The 20,002-nt window shown below is 64.2% G+C and carries 18 protein-coding genes; 7 read left to right on the top strand and 11 right to left on the bottom strand.

Annotated elements, in window-relative coordinates:
* Positions 1–115: 115 nt before the first annotated feature.
* Positions 116–1,171: a LacI family DNA-binding transcriptional regulator gene (locus C1A35_RS22660; protein ID WP_104666523.1), complete on the top strand. Its 1,056-nt coding sequence runs from the start codon at positions 116–118 to the stop codon at positions 1,169–1,171.
* A gap of 16 nt (positions 1,172–1,187) precedes the next feature.
* Here C1A35_RS22660 and lhpI read toward each other — a convergent pair whose 3' ends face one another.
* The 8 genes from lhpI to C1A35_RS22700 form a co-directional block, all read right to left on the bottom strand.
* Complete coding sequence (lhpI, locus tag C1A35_RS22665; protein ID WP_104666524.1) at positions 1,188–2,879, bottom strand: cis-3-hydroxy-L-proline dehydratase; 1,692 nt, start codon at positions 2,877–2,879, stop codon at positions 1,188–1,190.
* A complete protein-coding gene (locus C1A35_RS22670; RefSeq protein ID WP_104666525.1) occupies positions 2,876–3,877 on the bottom strand; it encodes a 4-hydroxyproline epimerase in 1,002 nt (333 codons plus the stop codon). Before C1A35_RS22670 ends, lhpI begins: the two co-directional genes overlap by 4 nt.
* Positions 3,878–3,890: 13 nt before the next feature.
* Entirely contained in the window at positions 3,891–5,138 is a 1,248-nt protein-coding gene (locus C1A35_RS22675) for an NAD(P)/FAD-dependent oxidoreductase (RefSeq protein WP_104666526.1), read from the bottom strand.
* Positions 5,139–5,145: 7 nt separating this feature from the next.
* Complete coding sequence (locus C1A35_RS22680; protein WP_104666527.1) at positions 5,146–5,868, bottom strand: amino acid ABC transporter ATP-binding protein; 723 nt, start codon at positions 5,866–5,868, stop codon at positions 5,146–5,148.
* Complete coding sequence (locus C1A35_RS22685; protein WP_104666528.1) at positions 5,861–6,511, bottom strand: amino acid ABC transporter permease; 651 nt, start codon at positions 6,509–6,511, stop codon at positions 5,861–5,863. The genes C1A35_RS22680 and C1A35_RS22685 overlap by 8 nt, the downstream gene beginning before the upstream one ends.
* Before the next feature lie 13 nt (positions 6,512–6,524).
* A complete protein-coding gene (locus tag C1A35_RS22690) occupies positions 6,525–7,190 on the bottom strand; it encodes an amino acid ABC transporter permease (RefSeq protein WP_104666529.1) in 666 nt (221 codons plus the stop codon).
* A gap of 71 nt (positions 7,191–7,261) precedes the next feature.
* Positions 7,262–8,068 carry an ABC transporter substrate-binding protein gene (locus C1A35_RS22695; protein ID WP_034798420.1) on the bottom strand — a complete coding sequence of 269 codons (807 nt, stop codon included), beginning with the start codon at positions 8,066–8,068 and terminating at the stop codon, positions 7,262–7,264.
* Between the two features lie 223 nt (positions 8,069–8,291).
* Positions 8,292–9,809 carry an aldehyde dehydrogenase (NADP(+)) gene (locus C1A35_RS22700; protein WP_104666530.1) on the bottom strand — a complete coding sequence of 506 codons (1,518 nt, stop codon included), beginning with the start codon at positions 9,807–9,809 and terminating at the stop codon, positions 8,292–8,294.
* A 156-nt stretch (positions 9,810–9,965) separates the two neighbouring features.
* Here C1A35_RS22700 and C1A35_RS22705 point away from each other — a divergent pair, with 156 nt between their 5' ends.
* Entirely contained in the window at positions 9,966–11,003 is a 1,038-nt protein-coding gene (locus C1A35_RS22705; RefSeq protein WP_104666531.1) for an Ldh family oxidoreductase, read from the top strand.
* 356 nt (positions 11,004–11,359) lie between these two features.
* Here the strand turns inward: C1A35_RS22705 and C1A35_RS22710 are convergent, their stop codons facing one another.
* The gene (locus tag C1A35_RS22710; protein ID WP_104666532.1) at positions 11,360–12,322 is read right to left on the bottom strand and encodes a dihydrodipicolinate synthase family protein; all 963 of its coding nucleotides are present in this window, start codon (positions 12,320–12,322) and stop codon (positions 11,360–11,362) included.
* 113 nt (positions 12,323–12,435) lie between these two features.
* Positions 12,436–13,146 (bottom strand): GntR family transcriptional regulator, encoded by a 711-nt coding sequence (locus C1A35_RS22715; RefSeq protein WP_104666676.1) that lies wholly within the window; start codon positions 13,144–13,146, stop codon positions 12,436–12,438.
* A gap of 260 nt (positions 13,147–13,406) precedes the next feature.
* On the opposite strand from C1A35_RS22715, the gene C1A35_RS22720 reads away from it, so the two are divergent.
* The 3 genes from C1A35_RS22720 to C1A35_RS22730 all read left to right on the top strand — a co-directional run bounded on the left by C1A35_RS22720 (position 13,407) and on the right by C1A35_RS22730 (position 15,131).
* A complete protein-coding gene (locus C1A35_RS22720) occupies positions 13,407–13,553 on the top strand; it encodes a DUF1127 domain-containing protein (RefSeq protein WP_064817045.1) in 147 nt (48 codons plus the stop codon).
* A 186-nt stretch (positions 13,554–13,739) separates the two neighbouring features.
* Positions 13,740–14,471 (top strand): GNAT family N-acetyltransferase, encoded by a 732-nt coding sequence (locus C1A35_RS22725; RefSeq protein WP_104666533.1) that lies wholly within the window; start codon positions 13,740–13,742, stop codon positions 14,469–14,471.
* Between the two features lie 162 nt (positions 14,472–14,633).
* Positions 14,634–15,131 carry an EVE domain-containing protein gene (locus C1A35_RS22730; RefSeq protein WP_158665128.1) on the top strand — a complete coding sequence of 166 codons (498 nt, stop codon included), beginning with the start codon at positions 14,634–14,636 and terminating at the stop codon, positions 15,129–15,131.
* A gap of 12 nt (positions 15,132–15,143) precedes the next feature.
* On the opposite strand, the gene C1A35_RS22735 is transcribed toward C1A35_RS22730, so the two are convergent.
* A complete protein-coding gene (locus C1A35_RS22735; protein WP_104666535.1) occupies positions 15,144–16,082 on the bottom strand; it encodes an AraC family transcriptional regulator in 939 nt (312 codons plus the stop codon).
* A 190-nt stretch (positions 16,083–16,272) separates the two neighbouring features.
* Here C1A35_RS22735 and C1A35_RS22740 point away from each other — a divergent pair, with 190 nt between their 5' ends.
* Together C1A35_RS22740 and C1A35_RS22745 are read left to right on the top strand one after the other, a co-directional pair.
* Entirely contained in the window at positions 16,273–17,736 is a 1,464-nt protein-coding gene (locus tag C1A35_RS22740; RefSeq protein WP_104666536.1) for an alpha-glucosidase/alpha-galactosidase, read from the top strand.
* A 114-nt stretch (positions 17,737–17,850) separates the two neighbouring features.
* Entirely contained in the window at positions 17,851–19,935 is a 2,085-nt protein-coding gene (locus tag C1A35_RS22745; protein ID WP_104666537.1) for an ABC transporter substrate-binding protein, read from the top strand.
* The last annotated feature ends 67 nt before the right edge of the window (positions 19,936–20,002 follow it).

Genomic DNA, 20,002 nt, shown 5'->3' on the forward strand with positions numbered 1-20,002 from the left:
GCGCTCCTCCTCCTTGAGCCGCTCTTCCCTCGGCTTTGTTGAGACGATAAAGGCATGACATTTTTTCTTGCGCAATATGAAAATTTTTCCCAGTATTGTGGCAAGGGAGGAGCGGATGACCGTCAAACCGTTGGCCGGCAAGCGCGGCAAGAAGAGCAAGAAGGTAAGGCTGGAGGATATTGCCGAGGCCTGCGGCGTGTCGCTCAGCACCGCCTCACGGGCGCTCGCGGGCGAGAAGGGCGTGCGCGCGGAAATCCGCCAGAAGGTGCTGGAGGCGGCGAAGAACGCCAACTACATGATTCCGACGGCGGTCGCCGGCCAGAAGGTCATCGTCGCGGCGTCGAGTGCGGCAATGATCGACTATGTGCGCAATCAGTTCACCCACTATGTGCTGGAGGGACTGAAGGAGCGGGCCCAGGCGCTCGACCTTGAAATCGTCACGCGACCGATTGCCGACCGGAACGAAGAATTGGCCGTGCTTGCCGAGGCCGAAAGAGACGAACAGGTTGCTGGCCTCCTGTTCCTCACCATCGACGACGAGGGCATGCTGGCCGCGACGCGCGGCTTCGACAAGCCGGTGGTGCTCCTGAACAGCGACGACCCGTTCATGCGTCTGTCGAGCGTCACACCCTGCAACCGCTCAAGCGCGCGGCTTGCGACCGATCACCTGACGGAACTTGGCCATGAACGCATCCTGTTTCTGATGCGGCCGGGACGCCGCACGATCGAGCGGCGCTATGAAGGCTGGCGTGACGGCTTGCTGGCGAAGGGACTGCCTGCCGACGACGACCTGCTCGTGACCGTCGAGGACTGGCTGCCGGAACTGGCAATGCAGGCGTTGATGCAGCGCATCGCCGATCGGGGATTGGACTTCACGGCGGTGCTTGCGGCTGGCGATAGCCTTGCCGTCGGGGCCATGGTCGGTATCCAGCAGAAAGGCTTTTCGGTTCCGGGTGACGTTTCGGTCATGGGCATGGACGACCTGCCGCAGGCGGCCTTCCTCAATCCGCCGCTGACGACGATGCATATCCCGATGCGCGAGATCGGCTCGGTTGCGCTCGACCTCTTGCGCGACACGCTCTCCGGCATCCCGGCGCCGCCGCGACGGGTCGAGCTTGCTTGTCATCTGGTACCGCGCGCCTCGACGGCACCGCCGCGCAGCGGCGCCTGAGCGCGGAACAGAGCCGTCAGGAAAGCCAGGCCGGCAGGCGCGCCGGCACGCGGCCGGTCAGCGCCGCCTCGACGCAATCGGCGAGGTTGCCGAAGCGAACGGCGCGGCCGGAGAGGCCGGGGCCGTAATGGGCGTACTTGCCGGAATTGGTCATCAGCGCCCGCGTCTTCGTAGGGAACACCGGCTCGGAGATCGAGCACCAGCAGAGATCCGGCAAGACCTGGATGCCGCTCGCTTCAAGGCGCGAGAGCAGACCTTCGTCCCTTGCTGCAGCGATCGCGTCGCGTCCCGCCGTCACGATGACGGCGACATTGCTGTCGCGCTTGCGGCCGTCGAACGCTGTGGCCAGCGCGCGGCATTCCTCGAGCGACGCATGCGGGCTGCCGATCGCGACAAGCTCGACTTCCGCCGGCCCTTCGTTCAGGAGCGACCAGGCGTCCGCCATGTCGGCGCGCGTGATCTTCGTGCGGTCAGCATCCTCGGCGACGGCGCCCGCTGCTTCTGGCGTCACGCCCTCGACATGCAGCATGGGCGATGCGGACGTCGTGCCGAAGGCAGCGCAGAGCGCCTTCAGGTCGTCGCGCGAGGGTTTTGCCGAGGCAAGACCGCGCAGCAGCGGGATGCGATCGGGCGCAGCCTTTCCGGCGAGGTAGCCGATCAGCGGCCAGAAGGCATCGTCGATATTGTCAGGCAGCTCCACGTCGATGACGCGCGTCGCCTTGCGCGGCGCGTCGAGATAGACGCCCGAGAGCGGCGCACGGCCGGTGAGCGCGATGCAGAGGTCGAGGAAGTCAGGATGTTTCGCCGTGCGCGCACCGAGCACGGTGTTGGCGAAGATGACGGCGTTCGATTCCGCCCAAGCGATGGATTCGCCCGCCTTCGGCGCGCTGTCGAGCAGGTAGGGCGAGCAGGTGAAGGTCGGGCGGCAGCCCATGCGCACATAGGCGTCGGCAAGCCGTGCTGCCGGATCGCCAAAACTTTCCGGCACGCCCTGTGCCTGCCAGTTGGCGCGATCGACCGAGATCGCATTCATCGTCGTCGGCACCCGCACCTTGGCGCCCATGTCCGCCATCTTCTCGGCGAAGGTGAGGTTGGCGGGACTTGCATAGATGCAGCCGTCAATGTGGCCCTGCACCACGTCGATAAGCCTTTCCGCACCCTGTCCAGCCGCCATCGCCGCGATGATGCGCATCGCCTGCTGCACCGCGACGCCGTCGCGGCCGTCGAGCATGGCGCGATCGTCTTCGGTAAGATCGAGGGTGGTCGTTGCCGGCGGGACGACCGCGATCGTCAGGCCATCCGCCTCGATGGTCTTGTCAGTGATCCGCGCCGTCTTCGCCTCAGACAGCGCCCTGAAGGCGTCACGCGATAGGCGCAGCACCGGCAGGGACTTGCCAAACATTTCCGCGGCAATCAGCGCGCCAAGCGTCAGCACGTCCTCGGCTTCCGAAAACACCAGAGCGGCCGGCGCGCGGCCGGTCAGTGCCATGTCGAGCAGCACGCCCGAACCGGTGCAAGAACCGCGGCTCGACGGCATCATCAGGATGCCGCCGGTGAGACAGAGGCCGTGCAGCGGGTGGTGCACGTCGATGACCCGGCCGGTCGCCGGATCGACCCCGCCCCAGAAACTTAAAGCCTCCTGCGTGGCGATGATGGGGCCATCGGCGGAGCCGGAAAGAATGCTGCGGGCGGAGATCGGTTGGGTCATTTTACGACAAATCCATGAGCAAAGGGGTCGCGGTCATCGATGAAGATCGTGTTGATGCCGGTCATGCGGGCCCAGCCGGCGATCGACGGGATGATGGCGTCGCGATCGGCGACCTTGGTCGCCGCCTCGACGCGGCCCTTGAACAGCGAGCCGATGATCGACTCGTGCACGAACTCGTCGCCGACCTTGAGCTTGCCCTTGGCGGCAAGCTGGGCCATGCGCGCGGACGTACCGGTGCCGCAGGGCGAGCGGTCGATCGCCTTGTCGCCGTAGAAAACGGCGTTGCGGGCATGCGCCTCGGCCTTGGTCGCCTTGCCGGTCCACTGGATGTGGCTGAGGCTCTTAATTTCCGGATGCTCCGGATGGACGAACTCGTATTTTGCGTTCAGCGCCGCCCGCAGTTTCGGGCTCCAGCCGACGAGTTCGCCGGCCGTGTGGTCGGCCATGTCGCGAAAGTTCTTCTGCGGCTCGACGATGGCGTAGAAATTGCCGCCATAGGCGACGTCGACGACGATCTCGCCGAGACCCTCGACCTCGGCCGTCAGCCCCTCGGCGTAGAGGAAGCCCGGAACGTTGGTCAGCCGCACTTCTTCGACAAAGCGGCCCTCCTGGCGGTAGGTGATGTCGACCTTGCCGGCCGGCGCATCGATCGAAAGCTTTCCCGGTTCGCGCGGGGTGATGAGGCCGTTTTCGATCGCCATGGTGATGGTGCCGATCGTGCCGTGGCCGCACATCGGCAGGCAGCCCGACGTTTCGATGAAGAGCACCGCCACGTCGCAGTCGGGCCTGGTCGGCGGATAGAGGATCGAACCGGACATCATGTCGTGGCCGCGCGGCTCGAACATCAGGCCGGTGCGGATCCAGTCGAACTCGCGCAGGAAATGCGCCCGCTTCTCCAGCATGTTGGCGCCGTCGAGCCGTGGCCCGCCGCCGGAAACGAGGCGGACCGGATTGCCGCAGGTGTGGCCGTCGATGCAGGAGAAGGTGTGGTTGGCCATGGTCTAAACTCTGTCAGAAACGTTGGGGCGAGAAGGAGCTGATGTCGATCGCCGGCCGCTGGCCGGTGATGAGATCGGCGACCAGCCGTGCGGTGCCGGCCGATTGCGTGAGGCCGAGATGGCCGTGGCCGAAGGCATAGACGACGCGGCCCGTTGCGCGGGCGCGGCCGATCGCCGGCAGGCTGTCGGGCAGCGACGGGCGGAAGCCCATCCATTGTACGCCGCCTTCGCTCCGGAAACCGGGCAGGAAGGCCTGCGCCTTTTTCAGCATCGCCTCCGAGCGGCGATAGTTCGGCGGCAGCTTCAGGCCGCCGAGCTCGACGGCGCCGCCGACGCGAATGCCGGTCGAAAGCCGGGTCACGACGAAGCCGTGGCCACCGAAGGTGACCTGGGTGCGCAGGTCAAAGGCATCCTGCGGCAGTGTGGTATTGTAACCGCGCTCGGTTTCGAGCGGGATGCGCTCGCCGAGCGTGCGGGCAACCTGGTGGGAGAAGGCGCCGGCCGACAGCACCACCTGGTCTGCGCGCCGTGTCTTGCCGCTAGCCGTCAGCTCGACGCCGCCTTCGACCGGCTTCAGTGCGGTCACCTCGGCCCGTTCGATCTTGCCGCCCTTGGCACGGAAATGGTCGGCGAGCGCCAGCGTGTAGAGCTTCGGGTCGGCGATCGAGTACCAGCCGGGGGTGAAGGTGCCATGGGTGAAGCGCGGCGCAAGGCCGGGCTGGATCTCGGCCATTTCGGCCGCACCCATATGGCGGAATTCGATGCCGTGTTCGGCCCGAGCCTTCCAGCCGGGAAGCGATGCCTTCAGCTCGGCTTCGCTTTCATAGACCTGGAGATTGCCTTCCTTGCGCAGCATCGGCAGCGTGCCGGTCTCGGCCAGAAAAGGTTCCAGCTCCGCCTTGGAGAGGTCCATGATCGCCGTCTGCGCGGTCGTCGAGTGCGCCACGCGGCTTGCTGAGCAGGCGCGCCAGAAGCGGAACATCCACGGTGCGATCTGTGCCGCATAGGCCGGCGGCACGCTCAAGGGTCCGAGCGGGTCGAGCAGCCACTTCGGCGCCTTTTTCAGGATGCCGGGTGAGGCGAGCGGCAGGATGTCGGTGAAGGCGAAGGCCCCGGCATTGCCCGCCGAGGCACCTGCTGCCGGGCCTTCCCGGTCGAGCACGGTGACGGAAAGCCCCCGTGCCTGGGCGGCGATCGCCGCAGAAAGGCCGACAACGCCGGCGCCGATGACGATGACGTCAGGCTGAACTGCATCCTTCATGATCGTCTCAGTGCGTCGCTGCCAGGAACTTCTGGAGTTCCGGATCCTTCGGTGCGCCGAAGAGCGCTTCGGGTGCCGCGATTTCCGCCATCACGCCCTTGTGGAAGAAGGCGACGCGGTCGGAGACTTCGCGGGCGAACTTCATTTCATGGGTGACGCAGATCATCGTCATGCCCTCGGACGCCAGCATGCGCAGCGTGTCGAGCACTTCGCCGACGAGCTGCGGATCGAGTGCCGAGGTCACTTCGTCAAACAGCATGTATTCCGGCGACATGGCAAGCGCCCGGGCGATGGCCATGCGCTGCTGCTGGCCGCCCGACATGCGGGTCGGATAGACGCCGAGCTTCTCGCCGAGGCCGACATGCGTGAGCTGCTTGATGGCGTTCTCCTCGGCCTTTTCCTTGGTAAGGCCAAGCACCTTGCGCGGCGCCAGCATGACGTTTTCAAGCACGGTCAGGTGCGGGAAAGCATTGAACTGCTGGAAGACGATGCCGAGCTTGCTGCGCAGCTTGTTGAGGTTTGTTGATTTCGCGTGGACCTCGGTGCCGTCGACGAGGATGCGGCCCGCATCGATCGGCTCGAGGCCGTTGATGCAGGTCAGCAGCGTCGACTTGCCCGAGCCGGAGCCGCCAATGATGGTCAGCACCTCGCCCTTGTTGACGGTGAGGTCGATGCCTTTGAGAACCTCCAGCGAGCCGAAGGATTTGCGAACGTTCTGGATCTCAATCATTGGACCACCGTTTTTCAAGGTAACCGCCGAGCCGGGCGATTGGGAAGCTGATGAGGAAGTAGATGGCGCCGCAGATCAGAAGGATCAGCAGCGGTTCCTGCAGGCGGGTGACGAGAACCTGCGAGGCGCGCAAGAGCTCGATCAGGCCGAGCCAGAGGACGAGGGCCGAGTCCTTCATGACGCCGAGCGTCAGGCCGATCCAGGACGGCAGCGAAACGCGGGTTGCAAGCGGCGCCACGATGTAGCGCATGTCCTGCCACCAGGTCATGCCGAGCGAGCGGGCCGCGCGGCGGGTCGTCGGCGGAACCGAGGCGATGCCACCGCGCACGATCTCGGTGCAATAGGCGGCCGTATAGAGCGACAGCACCACGCAGGAGGTCGTGAACGGCGCCCAGCCGAGCTTGGCGATCGCCTGGAAGGCATTGGCAAGCACAAGCTGGATCAAGAGCGGCACCGAACGGAAGACGTCGAGCACAAAGGTGAGCGGTGCACCCCAATAGGGGCCGACCTGATTGCGCACGACGCCGAAGATGATGCCGAGCACGGTGCCGGCCGTAACCGACACGGCAGTGACCGCAAGCGTCATCAGGGCGCCCTGCAGCAGGAAGCCGAGGTCAGCGAGGGTGAGGGCGGTATTGAACATCTCTCACCTCTCCTTAGTAGCGGAACATGCGCGCGGCGAGCAGGCGCGCCCCGAGCGTCACGGCCTTGGCGATCAGGTAGTAGATGACCGCCGCGATCGCGAAGAATTCGAAGGTGCGGAACGAGCGCGCGTTCAGTTCCTGGGTGATGCCGGCAAGGTCGGTGTTCATGCCGACCGTGACGCCGAGCGAGGTCATCAGGATCGCCCAGACCATCTGGTTGGTAACCGGCAGGAAGGCGATGCGCAGCATCTGTGGCAGCACGATGTAGCGGAAGGCCTGCACCGGGGTCATGCCGAGCGAGCGGCCGGCCCGCGTCTGGGTATCCGGAATGGCCTTGAGCGCGCCGCGGAAGTTTTCCGCGAGGTAGCCGGCATTGTTGAAGGCGATCCCTGCGAGCAGCGCCGTATAGGGGCTCAGGTGGATGCCGAAATTGCCGAGGCCGAAATGGGCCATGTAGATCTGGAACAGCGCCGGCGTGTTGCGGGCGATCTCGACCCAGGCGGTGGCAAAACCGCCGAGGATGCGATTGCCCGACAGGCGGCAGGCCGTCAGCGCGAGCGCCAGCGCCAGGCCGATGACCATCGAGAGCAGGGCCACCTGCAAGGTGACCAGTGCTCCATCGAGCATCTGCGGCAGGGCTTTGAGCGCCTGGTTCCAATGGAAGGTATAACTGAACATGTTTCGTCTCACCTCTTCGGAAACGAATAGCGGCGCGAAGCTACACTTCGCGCCGCCAGATGAACGGCATATTAGCGGTAAACGCCCTTTGCCGTAAGGTCCGGAAGTTCGCCGCCGACCCACTTTTCGTAAAGTTCAGCGTAGCGGCCGGTGCGGACCTGCTGGTTGATGAAGAGGTTGAGGAAGTTGATGAAGCCGTATTCTTCGCGGTTGGTGAAGAGCGCGACGTAGTCGGTGTCGAACGGTGCCTTGCCGACGACGGAGATGCCGGCGAACTTGCCGCCCTTGACGTTGGCCTGGGCGACGGTCGAGGTCGAAACCGTGGCGTCGATCTGGCCCTGGCTGAGCGCGAGGAAGACGTCGGCCTGGGTCTGGTACGGACGGAACTCGCCAGCGCCCCATTCCTTGACCTGCTTTTCGAGCGCGATCGCTTCGAACGTGCCGGCGGTGGCGCCGACGACCTTGCCCTTCATGTCTTCGAAGGACTTGACGCCCGACTTCTCGTTGGCGGTGACGGCCATTTCGAAGGCGAAGTAGGGGATCGTCATGCCGACGGTCTTTGCACGCTCAAGCGTGTCGGAGGTCGAGGCAACGCCGACGTCGACACGGCCCGACATCAGAGCGGGAATACGCTCCGGGAACGGGGTCTCGACGATTTCGGCGGTGACGCCGAGCGCCTTTGCGAGGTCATTGCAATAGTCGACGTCGAAACCGATCGGGTTGTTGTTCTCGTCGCGAGAACCCATCGGCGGGAAGTCGAGCACCACTGCGCAACGCAGCGTACCCGAGCCGATGACGTCATCCAGCTTGTCGGCATGGGCCTGGCTGGTCAGAGCAGCGGCCGCAACGAGGCCGAGCGCGAGCACCGAAGTCTTCATTATCTCTCTCCCTGAAATGAGTGCCGTTTTACGGCTGAGGCACTATTCCGTTTTAGAGAGCACAAATCAATAGAAAAATACAATTAGTATACAAAAAGTATATCATCATATCGTAGAACGCGCTCAGGCATCCCATTTGTTTCGCGAAATGGGATGCCTGCGCAGCGATCTGTCGTGTCTTGCGGTCGCGGGCGGCAGGCCGCCCACCTTTTTTCCGCGCGTCTTAGCCCTGGAAATCCTCGGGCAGCAGGCCTTCCGGCATGTTCTGGTAGGCAACCGGACGCAGGAAGCGGCGGATCGACATCGTGCCGACGCTGGTGGCGCCGAAGTTGGTCGAGGCCGGGTAGGGGCCGCCATGAACCATCGAATCCACAACCTCGACGCCGGTCGGGAAGCCGTTGACGAGCACGCGGCCGGCCTTGCGCTCGAGGATCGGACGCAGGCGCCGGGCGGTTTCGAGGTCGGCCGCATCCATGTGGATCGTCGTCGTCAGCTGTCCCTCGAAGCCGCGGGCGAGCTGTTCCATCTCGCCGGTCGAGCCGACGCGGACGACGAGGCCGAGCGGGCCGAACACCTCTTCGCCGAGCGCATGGTCGGCAAGGAACTGGTCGCCCGATGTCTCGAACAGGTTCGGCGAGACCGAGCGGCCGGAGGATTCGGTCGTCAGCAGCGGCTTCACGGTGTTGCGGCTTTCAAAGCGCGCCTGGCCGTCGTGATAGGCCTTGGCGATGCCGTCGGTCAGCATCGTCTGCGGCGCCACCTTGCCGAGAGCCTCGACGGCCGCCGCGGTGAAGCGGTCGGCGTCGGCGCCTTCGACGACGACGGCGATGCCGGGGTTGGTGCAGAACTGGCCGGCACCCATGGTCAGCGAGCCGGCCCAGCCCTGGCCGAGCGTCTCGGCCCGAGCTTTCAGCGCTTCCGGCAGCAGGAACATCGGGTTGACCGAGCCGAGTTCGCCGAAGAACGGGATCGGCTCGGGACGGGCGGCGCAGAGATTGAAGAGCGCGCGGCCACCGGCGAGCGACCCGGTAAAGCCCACGGCCTTGATCAGCGGATGCTGTACCAGCGCTTCGCCGACCTGGCGGTTGCCGCCCTGGATCAGCGAGAAGACGCCGGGATGCACGCCGGTCTTGCGGATTGCCGCTTCGACGGCCTCAGCGACGATCTCACCGGTGCCCGGATGGGCCGAGTGCCCCTTGACGACAACCGGGCAACCGGCGGCGAGTGCGGCAGCCGTGTCGCCGCCGGCGGTCGAAAACGCGAGCGGGAAGTTCGAGGCGCCGAAGACGGCGACCGGGCCGATCGGGCGCTGGATCAGGCGGATCTCCGGGCGGGGCGCCGGCTGGCGCTCGGGCAGGGCCGCATCGAAACGGCGGTCGAGATACTCGCCCTTTTCGATGTGGTCGGCGAAGAGGCGGAGCTGGCCGGTGGTGCGGCCGCGCTCGCCCTGCAGGCGCGCTTCCGGCAGGCCGGTTTCCTGGGTGCCGATTTCGGTAATGACGTCGGCGCGTGCCTCGATCTCGTCGGCAATGGCGCGCAGGAAGGCGGCGCGTTCAGCCCGGGTCGAGTAACCGTAGCTCAGGAACGCTTCTTCGGCGGCTTCAGCGGCACGGTTGACGAGCTCGACAGTGCCGGTGGCGAACTGATGGACCGGACCATGGGCGGGTGCGGATGCGAAGGTGCCCGCGCCGTCGAGCCATTCGCCGGCGACAAGGTGTTTTCCTTTGGGGGTGAAGGCCATCTGCCGATCCTTTCGTTCGATCCCGGATTGCCTTTTATGGCGGAGGGGATCATGGCTGAATTGCACTTGTCGGATCTTTGTATACTATATGTATGCAGAACATCAATCGCCTGACTGGCCCTTCCGGATCAGGCGCAGCATTTGAGAGGGAGAGAGATGAGCGAAACCAATACCCTGACGATCGCAGCACTTTTCGAGCGCGTCGAAGCGATTTTCCTGAAGGCGGGGCTCAACGCCGTCCAGGCCGGCGCGCTTGCGCGCGTGATCGTCGCCGGCGAGCGCGACGCCTGCAAGTCGCACGGCATCTACCGTATTGAAGGGGCGCTTCGCACCGTCAAGGCCGGCAAGGTGAAGCCCGATGCCGTCCCGGTGCTCGATGCGCAGGAAGGCTCGGCGATCGTCAAGGTCAACGCCAGCGGCGGTTTCGCCAATCCGGCTTTCGAGCTCGGCCTGCCGGTGCTTGCCGAGCGTGCCCGCGCTCTCGGGATCGCCGCGCTCGTCATCAATGATTGCACCCATTTCTCGGCACTCTGGCCGGAAGTGGAAGGCCTGACGGGCGAGGGGCTTGCCGGCCTCGTCATGTGCCCGAGCTATGCCACCGTTGCGCCGACCGGGGGCAACAAGCCGCTGCTCGGCACCAACCCCTTCGCCTTCGGCTGGCCGCGCGAGAACCAGCCGCCTTACGTCTTCGACTTCGCGACGTCCGTCGCCGCCCGCGGCGAGATCGAGCTGCACCGCCGCGCCGGCAAGCCCTTGCCGGCGGGCTGGGCGATCGATGCCCAAGGCAATCCGACGACCGATCCGGAAGCGGCCCTTGCCGGCGCCATGCTGCCCTTCGGCGGCCACAAGGGCTCGGCGATCGGCACGATGGTCGAGCTCCTCGCCGGCATCATGATCGGCGACCTGACGAGCCCGGAAGTGCTCGATTACCTCGGCACCACGACGCTGGCCCCCTTCCACGGCGAACTGATCGTCGCCTTCTCGCCGGAAAAATTCGCGGCCGGCCGGCCGGGCAATCCCTTCGCCCGCGCCGAGGTGCTGTTCGAAGCGATCGTCGGCCAGGGCGCCCGCCTGCCGTCGCAGCGCCGCTTCGTGGCGCGCGCCAAGTCGGAGGCCGAAGGTGTCGTGCTCAACCAGGCGGAAATGGAGCAGCTCGACCGGCTGCTTGCTCTTGGCCTGGACGCTATCGCGTAAGCGACGGCTAACCTTTTCGGCGGCCAGTTTGCGGCCCCAACGACCAAACAAAAGGGCCCTCCAACCGGAGGGCCCTTTTTTGCGAGAGTGGAACCACTGACCTCCCTCATCCTCCCCCTCGTGGCGGGGATCCAGTGGCCCGACGTCCGTCGGGTCGGGAGGCCCTTCAGCCCAAGGACTTGCGTTGTTCCTGCAGTTCCAACGGAACTGCAGGATTCCTGTGACAAACACAGGAATGAAGAAAACCTTGGCTTGGTGTCTGCGATCCCAAGGTCCCCTGCAATGTCGAATAGGGTCGACGAAAAAAAAGGCCCTCCAACCGGAGGGCCTTTTCCATTTGAGTGCCGATCGAGCGATCAGGCCTTGTACTTCTGCACCGCGCCCGGGAGCTTGCTCCACTCGGCGTACCAGCTGTTGAACAGCTTGAACTGGGCTTCGACATAGCCGCGCTGGCTGTCGGAGAGCACGTCGCTCTCGTTGAAGTGCAGCGTGTATTCCTTGTCGCCCTTCAGCACCATCATGTGCTTGAAGTAGAGAACGAGGTCCGGGCCTTCGTCGAAGGACGAGAGCACGGCGAGCGCCTGTTCCAGTTCCAGTGCGCGCTGGCGGGCGTCGACGTCGCCTTCGGCGGCGGCGCGCGACAGGTTGCACATGTGGATGACTTCCTTCGGCAGCACGCAGCCGATGCCGGTGATGGCACCCGTTGCGCCGCAGTTGACGAAGCCGTGGAATACGGCCGTGTCGACGCCGATCATCAGCGAGACGCCATCGTCACGGCTGGTGATGTTTTCGGCTGCGTAGCGCATGTCGGCAGCGCCGCCGAATTCCTTGAAGCCGACGAGGTTCGGATGTTCGGCGCGCAGCGCGAAGAACAGGTCGGCGCGGGTGGCAAAGCCGTAGTAGGGGCTGTTGTAGATGACAGCCGGCAGGCTCGGGGCTGCCGAAAGAATGGCCTTGAAGTGGTTCTTCTGGGCGGCGACGACCGAGCCGCGCGACAGAACGCGCGGGATGACCATCAGGCCCTGGGCGCCGACCTTCTCGGCGTGTGCCGCATGGGCAACGGCCGAAGCGGTGTTGACGGCGCCGGTGCCGACGATGACAGGGATGCCGGCCTTGACCAGGCGCTCGACGCCTTCCATGCGCTGTTCGTCCGTCAGGAGCGGCCAGTCACCCATCGAGCCGCAATAGACGACGGCGGACATCCCTTGCGCGATCAGTTCCTTGCCCTTGCGCACCAGCGCGTCGAAATCGGGCGTGCGGTCTTCCTTGCAGGGGGTCATCAGCGCCGGGATGACGCCGGTGAAAATCTGAGCCTTCATCTGAAACTCCTCTCGGGCTTGTCTTCAGGGCAGCGGCGCACCTACGCCCCTGCCTTTGATCCAGACAATAGCCGTTTGTATTTTATTTGTCGACAAGAAAAATACAAAAGCCGCTACAGGGCGATGTCGAGCTTGTTGTTGCGGGCAAAAAGCTTCTGCACCTGCTCGACGATCTGCTCCGCATGCGCCTTGCCGAGCCGGTCGGCCGCCTCGACGTCGCGGGCGGCGATCGCCGCGATCATTGCCGCATGCTCGTCGACGAAGCGCTGGGGAAACTGCTCGTCATAGGACTGGTAGTAGAGACGGAGAATGCGCCGCCCTTCGTCCAGCAGCCGGCGAAACAGGCTGGTGAAATAGGGGTTGCGCCCGCTTTCCGCGATCGCCGCATGGAAGGCGGCGTTGGTGGCGATCATCGTCAGCGCGTCGCGCGTTTGCACGGCGGCGGCATAATCCTCATGGAAGCCGCGTATGATCGGCAGGTCTTCCGGGCGGTGGTTCTGCGCCGCAAGCCGCGTGGTGACGCGGTACATCAGCACCAGCGCGTCGAAGAACGGGTTCAGGTTGAGAAAGTCGATGTTTGCCACCATCGTCGAGCGGTTCGGCAGGGTGTCGATCAACCCTTCGCCGGCAAGCCGTACCAGCGCTTCGCGGATCGGTGTGCGCGACATCTTCAGTCGCTCGGCGAGCTGCACCTCGTCGATCGGGCTGCCGGGCGGCAGCACCAGGTCGAGGATCTCGTCGCGCAGGAGGTCATAGACCATCTTTACGCCGGAACCGCGCTTGCGTTCGGGGATGGGGCTGTTGTCGGTGTCGATATCGGTCATGTCGGAATCCTTTGTCGACAAAAGAAATACTTGTCTCTGTCGCCGGGATCAACAGTTTCCGCCGCTGTCATTGCGCGAAGCTGATATCCGCATCCGCGTGCACAGGTTGTTGCTTCGACCCATGCATTTCCCACATGGGAGCGCTGAGTTTTGAGCGCTGCAACTTATCAAAGGCCTGAGCTATAAGGTGTTCATCGAAGCGAAACGAGGCGCCACGGACTGGCTGCCAGGCTTCGAAAGCCCATTGAAAGGGGGATCAAATGAACATCGCACGCTCCATCAACAACTGGCGCAAGTATCGTCAGACGGTCACCGAGCTGGGCCGCATGTCGAACCGCGAACTCCGCGACCTCGGCATCGAACGCGCCGACATCGACCGCGTCGCACGTACGGCCTTCGCCCGCTAAGGCGACCCGCATAGACTGAAAATTTGCCAAGCGCCTGCATCTCCTGCGGGCGCTTTTGCTTTTTGCCGCCTTCATTGCGCCATTGTCCTTCGGCAACCCGAAGCCGTCGTTTGATAAATTGACTAATTGATCCATTTAATGCGGCGCGATCCGCGCGTTCGCCCGCCTGTTTTAAGAGGCAGAGGCATGGCCCAGTTTTCCCCCGAGATTGCCAACCACTGGCGGGCGACGTTCTCGTCCGGCACGGTCATGGAATGCGAAGGCGGTTTCACCGTCGCGATCACCTCGGTCCTCGACGACGACAGCGAAGCGATGGTGCTGAAGACCGTCGACCGCAAGGTCATGGCCGCCGTCACACCGGCGCTAGCGGAAAAGCTGGCAATGTCAGCCCGGCGCGACCTCTCCGAACCGGTGTTCCTTCGCATGCTGCAGGAGGCGGGCATTACGCTGCACGACGCGGATTACATCTTCTATCTTGCTGAAGGCGAAAAGGCGGCATTGCTTCGCGAACAACCGGCAAGCTCGGTGCGTTTGCTGACGGCCGACGATGCGGCGGTCTTCGCCGCGTTTCAGTCGTCGGCCTCGGAGGAGGATCTGGATGCTGCCTATGTCGAACTCGACCATTGGCTCGTGTTCGGCGCGTTCGAGAGCGACCGGCTGGTCTGCGCCGCAAGCATGTATCCGTGGATGGAAGAAAGCCGCCTTGCGGATATGGGTATCCTGACCTTGGCGACGCACCGTGGCAAAGGTCATGCCCGCAGCGTCGTGCGCGCCATCAGCCGTCATGCGCTTGGGCAGGGGTACGAGCCGCAGTATCGCTGCCAGCTCGACAATCCGGCATCGGCCGCGCTCGCAAAGGCGGCGGGCCTGACGCTGTTTGGCGAATGGCAGCCGGTTTCGCCGTCATCACAGGGCTGAAATCGCGGCGATTGCTCGCCTGAAGGCGGGTGAGGCCGGGAGGTAACGAAGGCGGAACGAGACGTGAATCAATGCTGACAGAATCTGGCAGGGGTCGCGCGTAAAGTGGTTCCATGATCAGAGATCGAGGGATGACCGATGTCGGCGCAGGATATGTTTCAGATGGGTGCAGCAAGCAGGTCGGGCGAGCGCAATTTCTGGATCGGGGCCGTCTCGGCCGATGACCTGCAGCCTGGTCCGGGCGAGGGCTTCTCGCGGTTCGGCTACGGCTACGGCAATGTTCAGGCGATCACGCGGATGAAGGCCGGTGACGGGTTTATCGGTTACGCGCTCAATGCCGCCTTCAACGGCAGAGCGGCGCTCGCATGTTTTGCGGCCATCGGTGTGGTCAAGGAGCGTCCGCCCTACTTCTTTGCCATGGGTGGCGTCGCGCCGCATCGCGGCGACATCGATTGGGCCGACAGCATGGAAGCCCCTGTTCGTCCGTGGCTCGACAGCCTCGAATTTGCCGAGGGCAATCGCAATTGGGACCAGAAGCTTCGTTTTGGTCATCTCGCCATCAGCGAACGGGATTTCCGTGTGATCGCGCGGGCGATGCACGCCGACCTCGGCATGATTCTCCCGAGGGCGCCGGCGTTTCGCCAGCAGCTTGCCGGCTGACGGCCCGCGCCGTCAGTCCGGTGCGAGCGCCGTTTCCTCCGGCGTATCGACCGGTTGCTCCACCGAACCGGCCGACACGCTCGCATACATGCCGGTGGTTCTGAATTCGGTTGGGCTCAAGCCGAAGGACCGACGAAAGACCTTGGCAAAATAGTTGGGGTCTTCGAAGCCCGAGAGGATCGCCACCTCCTTGACCGGCAGGCTCGCGGTCTTCGTCAGCAGCTTTACCGCGCGCTGCAAGCGTTTCTGCAGAACATATTCCGCCGGCGCCATGCCTTCGCTGGCGGCAAAGACGCGCGAGAAATGGGCACGGCTCAAGCCGGAAACGCGCGCCAGTTCCTCGACCGGAAGCGGGCTCTGCAGGTTGTTGACGATGTGGTCGACGACCCGGTGCATCGTCCGGTGCTCGTGGCTGAACACCGGATGCGAGCCGAACACGTCGTCATAGAGCGCCATGGCCGCCTCGTAGGCGATCGCCGAAGCGCGGCCCGGCGTCTCGCCGCCACGGATCAGGCGCAGGCTGCAGTCGGCCAGATGCTCGATCGTCTCGGGCTGCAACTTCAGCACCGGCCCGGTGACGGCAAGGATCGCGCGGTGGACACGCAGCGCCTCGTCGCCGTTCATCGAGATCCAGAAAAACTCCCAGCGCCCGCCGTCCTCCAGCCAGTAACGATGATTGTGCGGCACGAGCAGGAGCAGCGTCTCGCCCTCGCGCACCCGATAGTCCCGGTTTTCGTAGCGCAGGTTTCCGGCGCCCGCGATCGTGTGCTGCAGCACCGTGAAGGGCGTGTTTCCGCGCTTTCTGCCGTCCCAGTCATAGGTCGCATTGGTGCGGATTTCATAGCCGGTGCTGGTCGGCATCGTGTGCAGGCTCTGGCGTCCCCGTGGCAGCGAAACGGTGCGCATGACAGGGCCGTTGTCGATCAAATCTTGCAGCATAAAATTACCCATGAAAGCACAATACCGCTCTGGCGGGGTCGGTGATTATACACATAATGACCGCCAACAGCGCAACAGGCGGTGCTTTCGGCCCATAAGAAATGAGGGGCTTCGTCGAAGTTGCGCGCATAGGCGGCGACGAACCGTGAATTGATTTTACCCTTTGTCAGAGACGCATGCAGTTCATGAGGAGTGAAAGGGCATGGCAACATTCAAGCTCGCCATCATCGGCGCCGGCAGCATCGGCTTCACCAAGAAGCTCTTCACCGACATTGTCGCCGTGCCGGAACTGCGCGATATCGAGGTGGCGCTGACCGATCTCAGCGCCCGCAATCTGGAGATGATCAAGGCGATCCTCGACCGGATCGTCGAGGTCAACCGCCTGCCGACGAAGGTGACGGCGACAACCGACCGGCTGAAGGCGCTCGAAGGTGCGCGCTACATCATCAGCTGCGTCCGTGTCGGCGGTCTCGAAGCCTACGCCGACGACATCCGCATCCCCTTGAAATACGGCGTCGACCAATGCGTCGGCGATACGATCTGCGCCGGCGGTATCCTCTACGGCCAGCGCAACATTCCCGTCATCCTCGACTTCTGCAAGGATATCCGCGCGGTCGCCGAACCGGGCGCCAAGTTCCTGAACTACGCCAACCCGATGGCGATGAACACCTGGGCGGCGATCGAATACGGCAAGGTCGACACGGTCGGGCTTTGCCACGGCGTCCAGCACGGGGCTGAGCAGATCGCCGAAATCTTGCGAGCCGGCGAAGGCGAACTCGATTACGTCTGCTCCGGCATCAACCATCAGACCTGGTTCGTCGATGTCAGGTTCAAGGGCCGCAGGATCGGCAGGGACGAGCTGGTCGCCGCCTTCGAGGCGCATCCGGTGTTCTCGCAGCAGGAGAAGCTTCGGATCGACGTGTTGAAGCGCTTCGGCGTCTATTCGACCGAGAGCAATGGCCATCTCTCCGAATACCTGCCCTGGTACCGCAAGCGCCCGGAGGAAATCGGTCGCTGGATCGACATGTCGGACTGGATCCACGGCGAAACCGGCGGCTATCTGCGCCACTCGACCGAGACCCGGAACTGGTTCGAGACCGAGTTTCCGCAGTTCCTGGAGGCGGCCGGTCTGCCGCTCGACCACCACAAGCGCTCCAACGAGCACGCGAGCCATATCCTCGAGGCGCTGGAGACGGGCCGGGTCTATCGCGGCCACTTCAACGTCAAGAATTCCGGCGTCATCACCAACCTGCCGGCCGACGCCATCATCGAATCCCCCGGTTTCGTCGACCGCTTCGGCATCAACATGGTCTCTGGCATCACGCTTCCGGAGGCCTGCGCCGCCACCTGCCTGTCGTCGATCAACGTCCAGCGCATGTCGGTGCATGCGGCCGTCAGCGGCGATCTCGACCTTCTGAAACTGGCGATGCTGCACGACCCCTTGGTCGGGGCGATCTGCACGCCCGAGGAGGTCTGGCAGATGGTCGACGAAATGGTGGTCGCGCAAGCCCAATGGCTGCCGCAATACGCCCATGCGATCGATGCCGCCAAGGAGCGGCTGGCCCGCTCCACCGTCAAGACGCGCGAGTGGAACGGTGCGGCGCGGCGTCAGGTGCGCTCGCTCGACGAACTGCGCGCCGAACGGCAGGCCCGCGTAGCGGGCTGAACGATTGCAGCACGGTTCCGCGTGAGGAGACGCGGCCCCAAACTGCGACAACTGCAGACTTTCTAAGGAGGAGGCCGCGTTCCGGTGCGGCGACAAGAGGGAGAAACTGAGCCAATGACCAGCCACACACTGACGAAAATGGCGAGCATGCTGCTCGTCGGCATCTCTGCCTTCGCGCTTCAAGCGGCGGCCTCCGATCCAACGGTCGTGCCCGAGCAGCCGCCGTTTCCGGCCCAGGGCAAGATCACCTATGTGCCGCGCGACTCGATCGCCGAGTTCAAGGCGCTGCCGGAATACAAGGAGCCCGCCTGGGTCACGGAGAAATACGTCAAGGCCGGCAAGCTGCCGCCGGTCGCCGAACGCCTGCCGAAGGAGCCGATGGTCTTCAAGACAGGCAACATGCCCGACGGTGTCGGCGTCTATGGCGACACGCTGCGTCACGTGATCGGCGGGCGGCCCGAGGGCTGGAACTACTCGGCCGGCCAGAGCCAGGGCTGGGGCGGCATCGATATCGGCATGTCGGAATGCCTGACGCGCACCGCGCCGCTCTTCCAGGTGGAGGCAAACGACGTCGAGCCGCTGCCGAACCTTGCCAGGAGCTGGGACTGGTCGGCCGACGGCCACAAGCTGACGATGCATCTGGTCGAAGGCGCCAAGTGGTCCGACGGCGACCTCTTCGACGCCGACGACGTGATGTTTTACTGGGACGACAATGTTCTCGACCCGAATGTATCCCCGCTCAACGGCGCGACACCCGAGACCTTCGGCGTCGGCACGACGCTGAAGAAAGTCGACCAGTACACGGTGGAATGGACCTTCAAGGAGGCCTTCCCGCGCCAGCATCTCTATGCCATGGCCTACGGCACCTTCTGCCCCGGCCCGTCGCATATCCTGAAAACCAAGCATCCGAAATATGCCGGCACCACCTACGACCAGTACAAGAACGCCTTCCCGCCGGAATACATGAACATCCCGGTCATGGGTGCCTGGGTGCCGGTCGCCTATCGCCCTGACGATATCATCGTGCTGCGCCGCAACCCCTACTACTGGAAGGTGGACGAGGCCGGCAACCAGCTGCCCTACATCAACGAGCTTCACTACAAGCTCTCGACCTGGGCCGACCGCGACGTGCAGGCGATTGCCGGTTCCGCCGATCTTTCCAACCTCGAGCAGCCGGAAAACTTCGTCGAATCGCTGAAGCGTGCCGCGCAGGACACGGCGCCGGCCCGCCTTGCCTTCGGCCCGCGCCTCATCGGCTACAATCTGCACATGAACTTCTCGGCCAATGGCTGGGGAGAGCCGGACGAGCGGGCCCAGGCGGTGCGCGAACTCAACCGCAACGAGGACTTCCGCAGGGCCGTCACCATGGCGGTCGATCGCAAGAAGCTCGGCGAAGCCCTGGTGAAGGGGCCGTTCACCGCGATCTATCCGGGCGGTCTTTCCTCCGGCACCAGCTTCTACGACCGCCAGTCGACCGTCTACTATCCCTTCGATCTCGATGGCGCCAAGGGCCTGCTCGAGAAGGCTGGCCTGAAGGACACCGACGGCAACGGCTTCGTCAACTTCCCGGATGGCAAGGCCGGCGGCAAGGATGTCGAGATCGTGCTTCTGATCGACAACAGCTATGCGACCGACCGCAACCTCGCCGAAGGCATCATCGGCCAGATGGAAAGGCTCGGGCTTCGTGTGGTGCTGAATTCGCTGGACGGCAAGCAGCGTGACGCGGCCAACTATGCCGGCCGTTTCGACTGGATGGTTCACCGCAACGGGCCGGAATACGCGTCGGTCGTGCAGAACACGCCGCAGCTCGGCGCCACGGGCCCGCGCACCAGCTGGCACCACCGTGCGCCTGAGGGCGGCGAGGTCGATCTGATGCCGTTCGAGAAGGAGCTTGTCGACACCATCAACAAGTTCATCGCCAGCAACGACAATGCCGAACGCGTGGCGCTGATGAAACAGTACCAGACGATCGCGACGACGAACCTCGATACGATCGGTCTTACCGAATATCCGGGGGCGCTGATCATCAATAAGCGCTTCGCCAACGTGCCGACCGGTGCGCCGATCTTCATGTTCAACTGGGCGGAGGACACGATCATGCGCGAGCGCCTGTTCGTTCCCGCCGACAAACAGGGTGACTTCGAGCTCTTTGCCGAGCAGCTCCCGGGCAAGCCCGGCGAGAAGAGCCTCAGCAACTGATCGAAGGCCGCTCCTCCGGCGGATCGCTGGAGGGGCGGCATCCCAACCCAACCGACAGAAGGAAACG

Origin of the sequence: Ensifer adhaerens, assembly GCF_002940685.1 — a bacterium.
Classification (GTDB): domain Bacteria; phylum Pseudomonadota; class Alphaproteobacteria; order Rhizobiales; family Rhizobiaceae; genus Ensifer; species Ensifer adhaerens_E.

Bases quoted from the DNA above. Each gene is read 5' to 3' on its own strand.
- C1A35_RS22660 (WP_104666523.1), top strand. From the start codon at position 116: ATGACCGTCAAACCGTTGGCCGGCAAGCGCGGCAAGAAGAGCAAGAAG.
- lhpI (WP_104666524.1), bottom strand. From the start codon at position 2,879: ATGACCCAACCGATCTCCGCCCGCAGCATTCTTTCCGGCTCCGCCGAT.
- C1A35_RS22670 (WP_104666525.1), bottom strand. From the start codon at position 3,877: ATGGCCAACCACACCTTCTCCTGCATCGACGGCCACACCTGCGGCAAT.
- C1A35_RS22675 (WP_104666526.1), bottom strand. From the start codon at position 5,138: ATGAAGGATGCAGTTCAGCCTGACGTCATCGTCATCGGCGCCGGCGTT.
- C1A35_RS22680 (WP_104666527.1), bottom strand. From the start codon at position 5,868: ATGATTGAGATCCAGAACGTTCGCAAATCCTTCGGCTCGCTGGAGGTT.
- C1A35_RS22685 (WP_104666528.1), bottom strand. From the start codon at position 6,511: ATGTTCAATACCGCCCTCACCCTCGCTGACCTCGGCTTCCTGCTGCAG.
- C1A35_RS22690 (WP_104666529.1), bottom strand. From the start codon at position 7,190: ATGTTCAGTTATACCTTCCATTGGAACCAGGCGCTCAAAGCCCTGCCG.
- C1A35_RS22695 (WP_034798420.1), bottom strand. From the start codon at position 8,068: ATGAAGACTTCGGTGCTCGCGCTCGGCCTCGTTGCGGCCGCTGCTCTG.
- C1A35_RS22700 (WP_104666530.1), bottom strand. From the start codon at position 9,809: ATGGCCTTCACCCCCAAAGGAAAACACCTTGTCGCCGGCGAATGGCTC.
- C1A35_RS22705 (WP_104666531.1), top strand. From the start codon at position 9,966: ATGAGCGAAACCAATACCCTGACGATCGCAGCACTTTTCGAGCGCGTC.
- C1A35_RS22710 (WP_104666532.1), bottom strand. From the start codon at position 12,322: ATGAAGGCTCAGATTTTCACCGGCGTCATCCCGGCGCTGATGACCCCC.
- C1A35_RS22715 (WP_104666676.1), bottom strand. From the start codon at position 13,146: ATGACCGATATCGACACCGACAACAGCCCCATCCCCGAACGCAAGCGC.
- C1A35_RS22720 (WP_064817045.1), top strand. From the start codon at position 13,407: ATGAACATCGCACGCTCCATCAACAACTGGCGCAAGTATCGTCAGACG.
- C1A35_RS22725 (WP_104666533.1), top strand. From the start codon at position 13,740: ATGGCCCAGTTTTCCCCCGAGATTGCCAACCACTGGCGGGCGACGTTC.
- C1A35_RS22730 (WP_158665128.1), top strand. From the start codon at position 14,634: ATGGGTGCAGCAAGCAGGTCGGGCGAGCGCAATTTCTGGATCGGGGCC.
- C1A35_RS22735 (WP_104666535.1), bottom strand. From the start codon at position 16,082: ATGGGTAATTTTATGCTGCAAGATTTGATCGACAACGGCCCTGTCATG.
- C1A35_RS22740 (WP_104666536.1), top strand. From the start codon at position 16,273: ATGGCAACATTCAAGCTCGCCATCATCGGCGCCGGCAGCATCGGCTTC.
- C1A35_RS22745 (WP_104666537.1), top strand. From the start codon at position 17,851: ATGACCAGCCACACACTGACGAAAATGGCGAGCATGCTGCTCGTCGGC.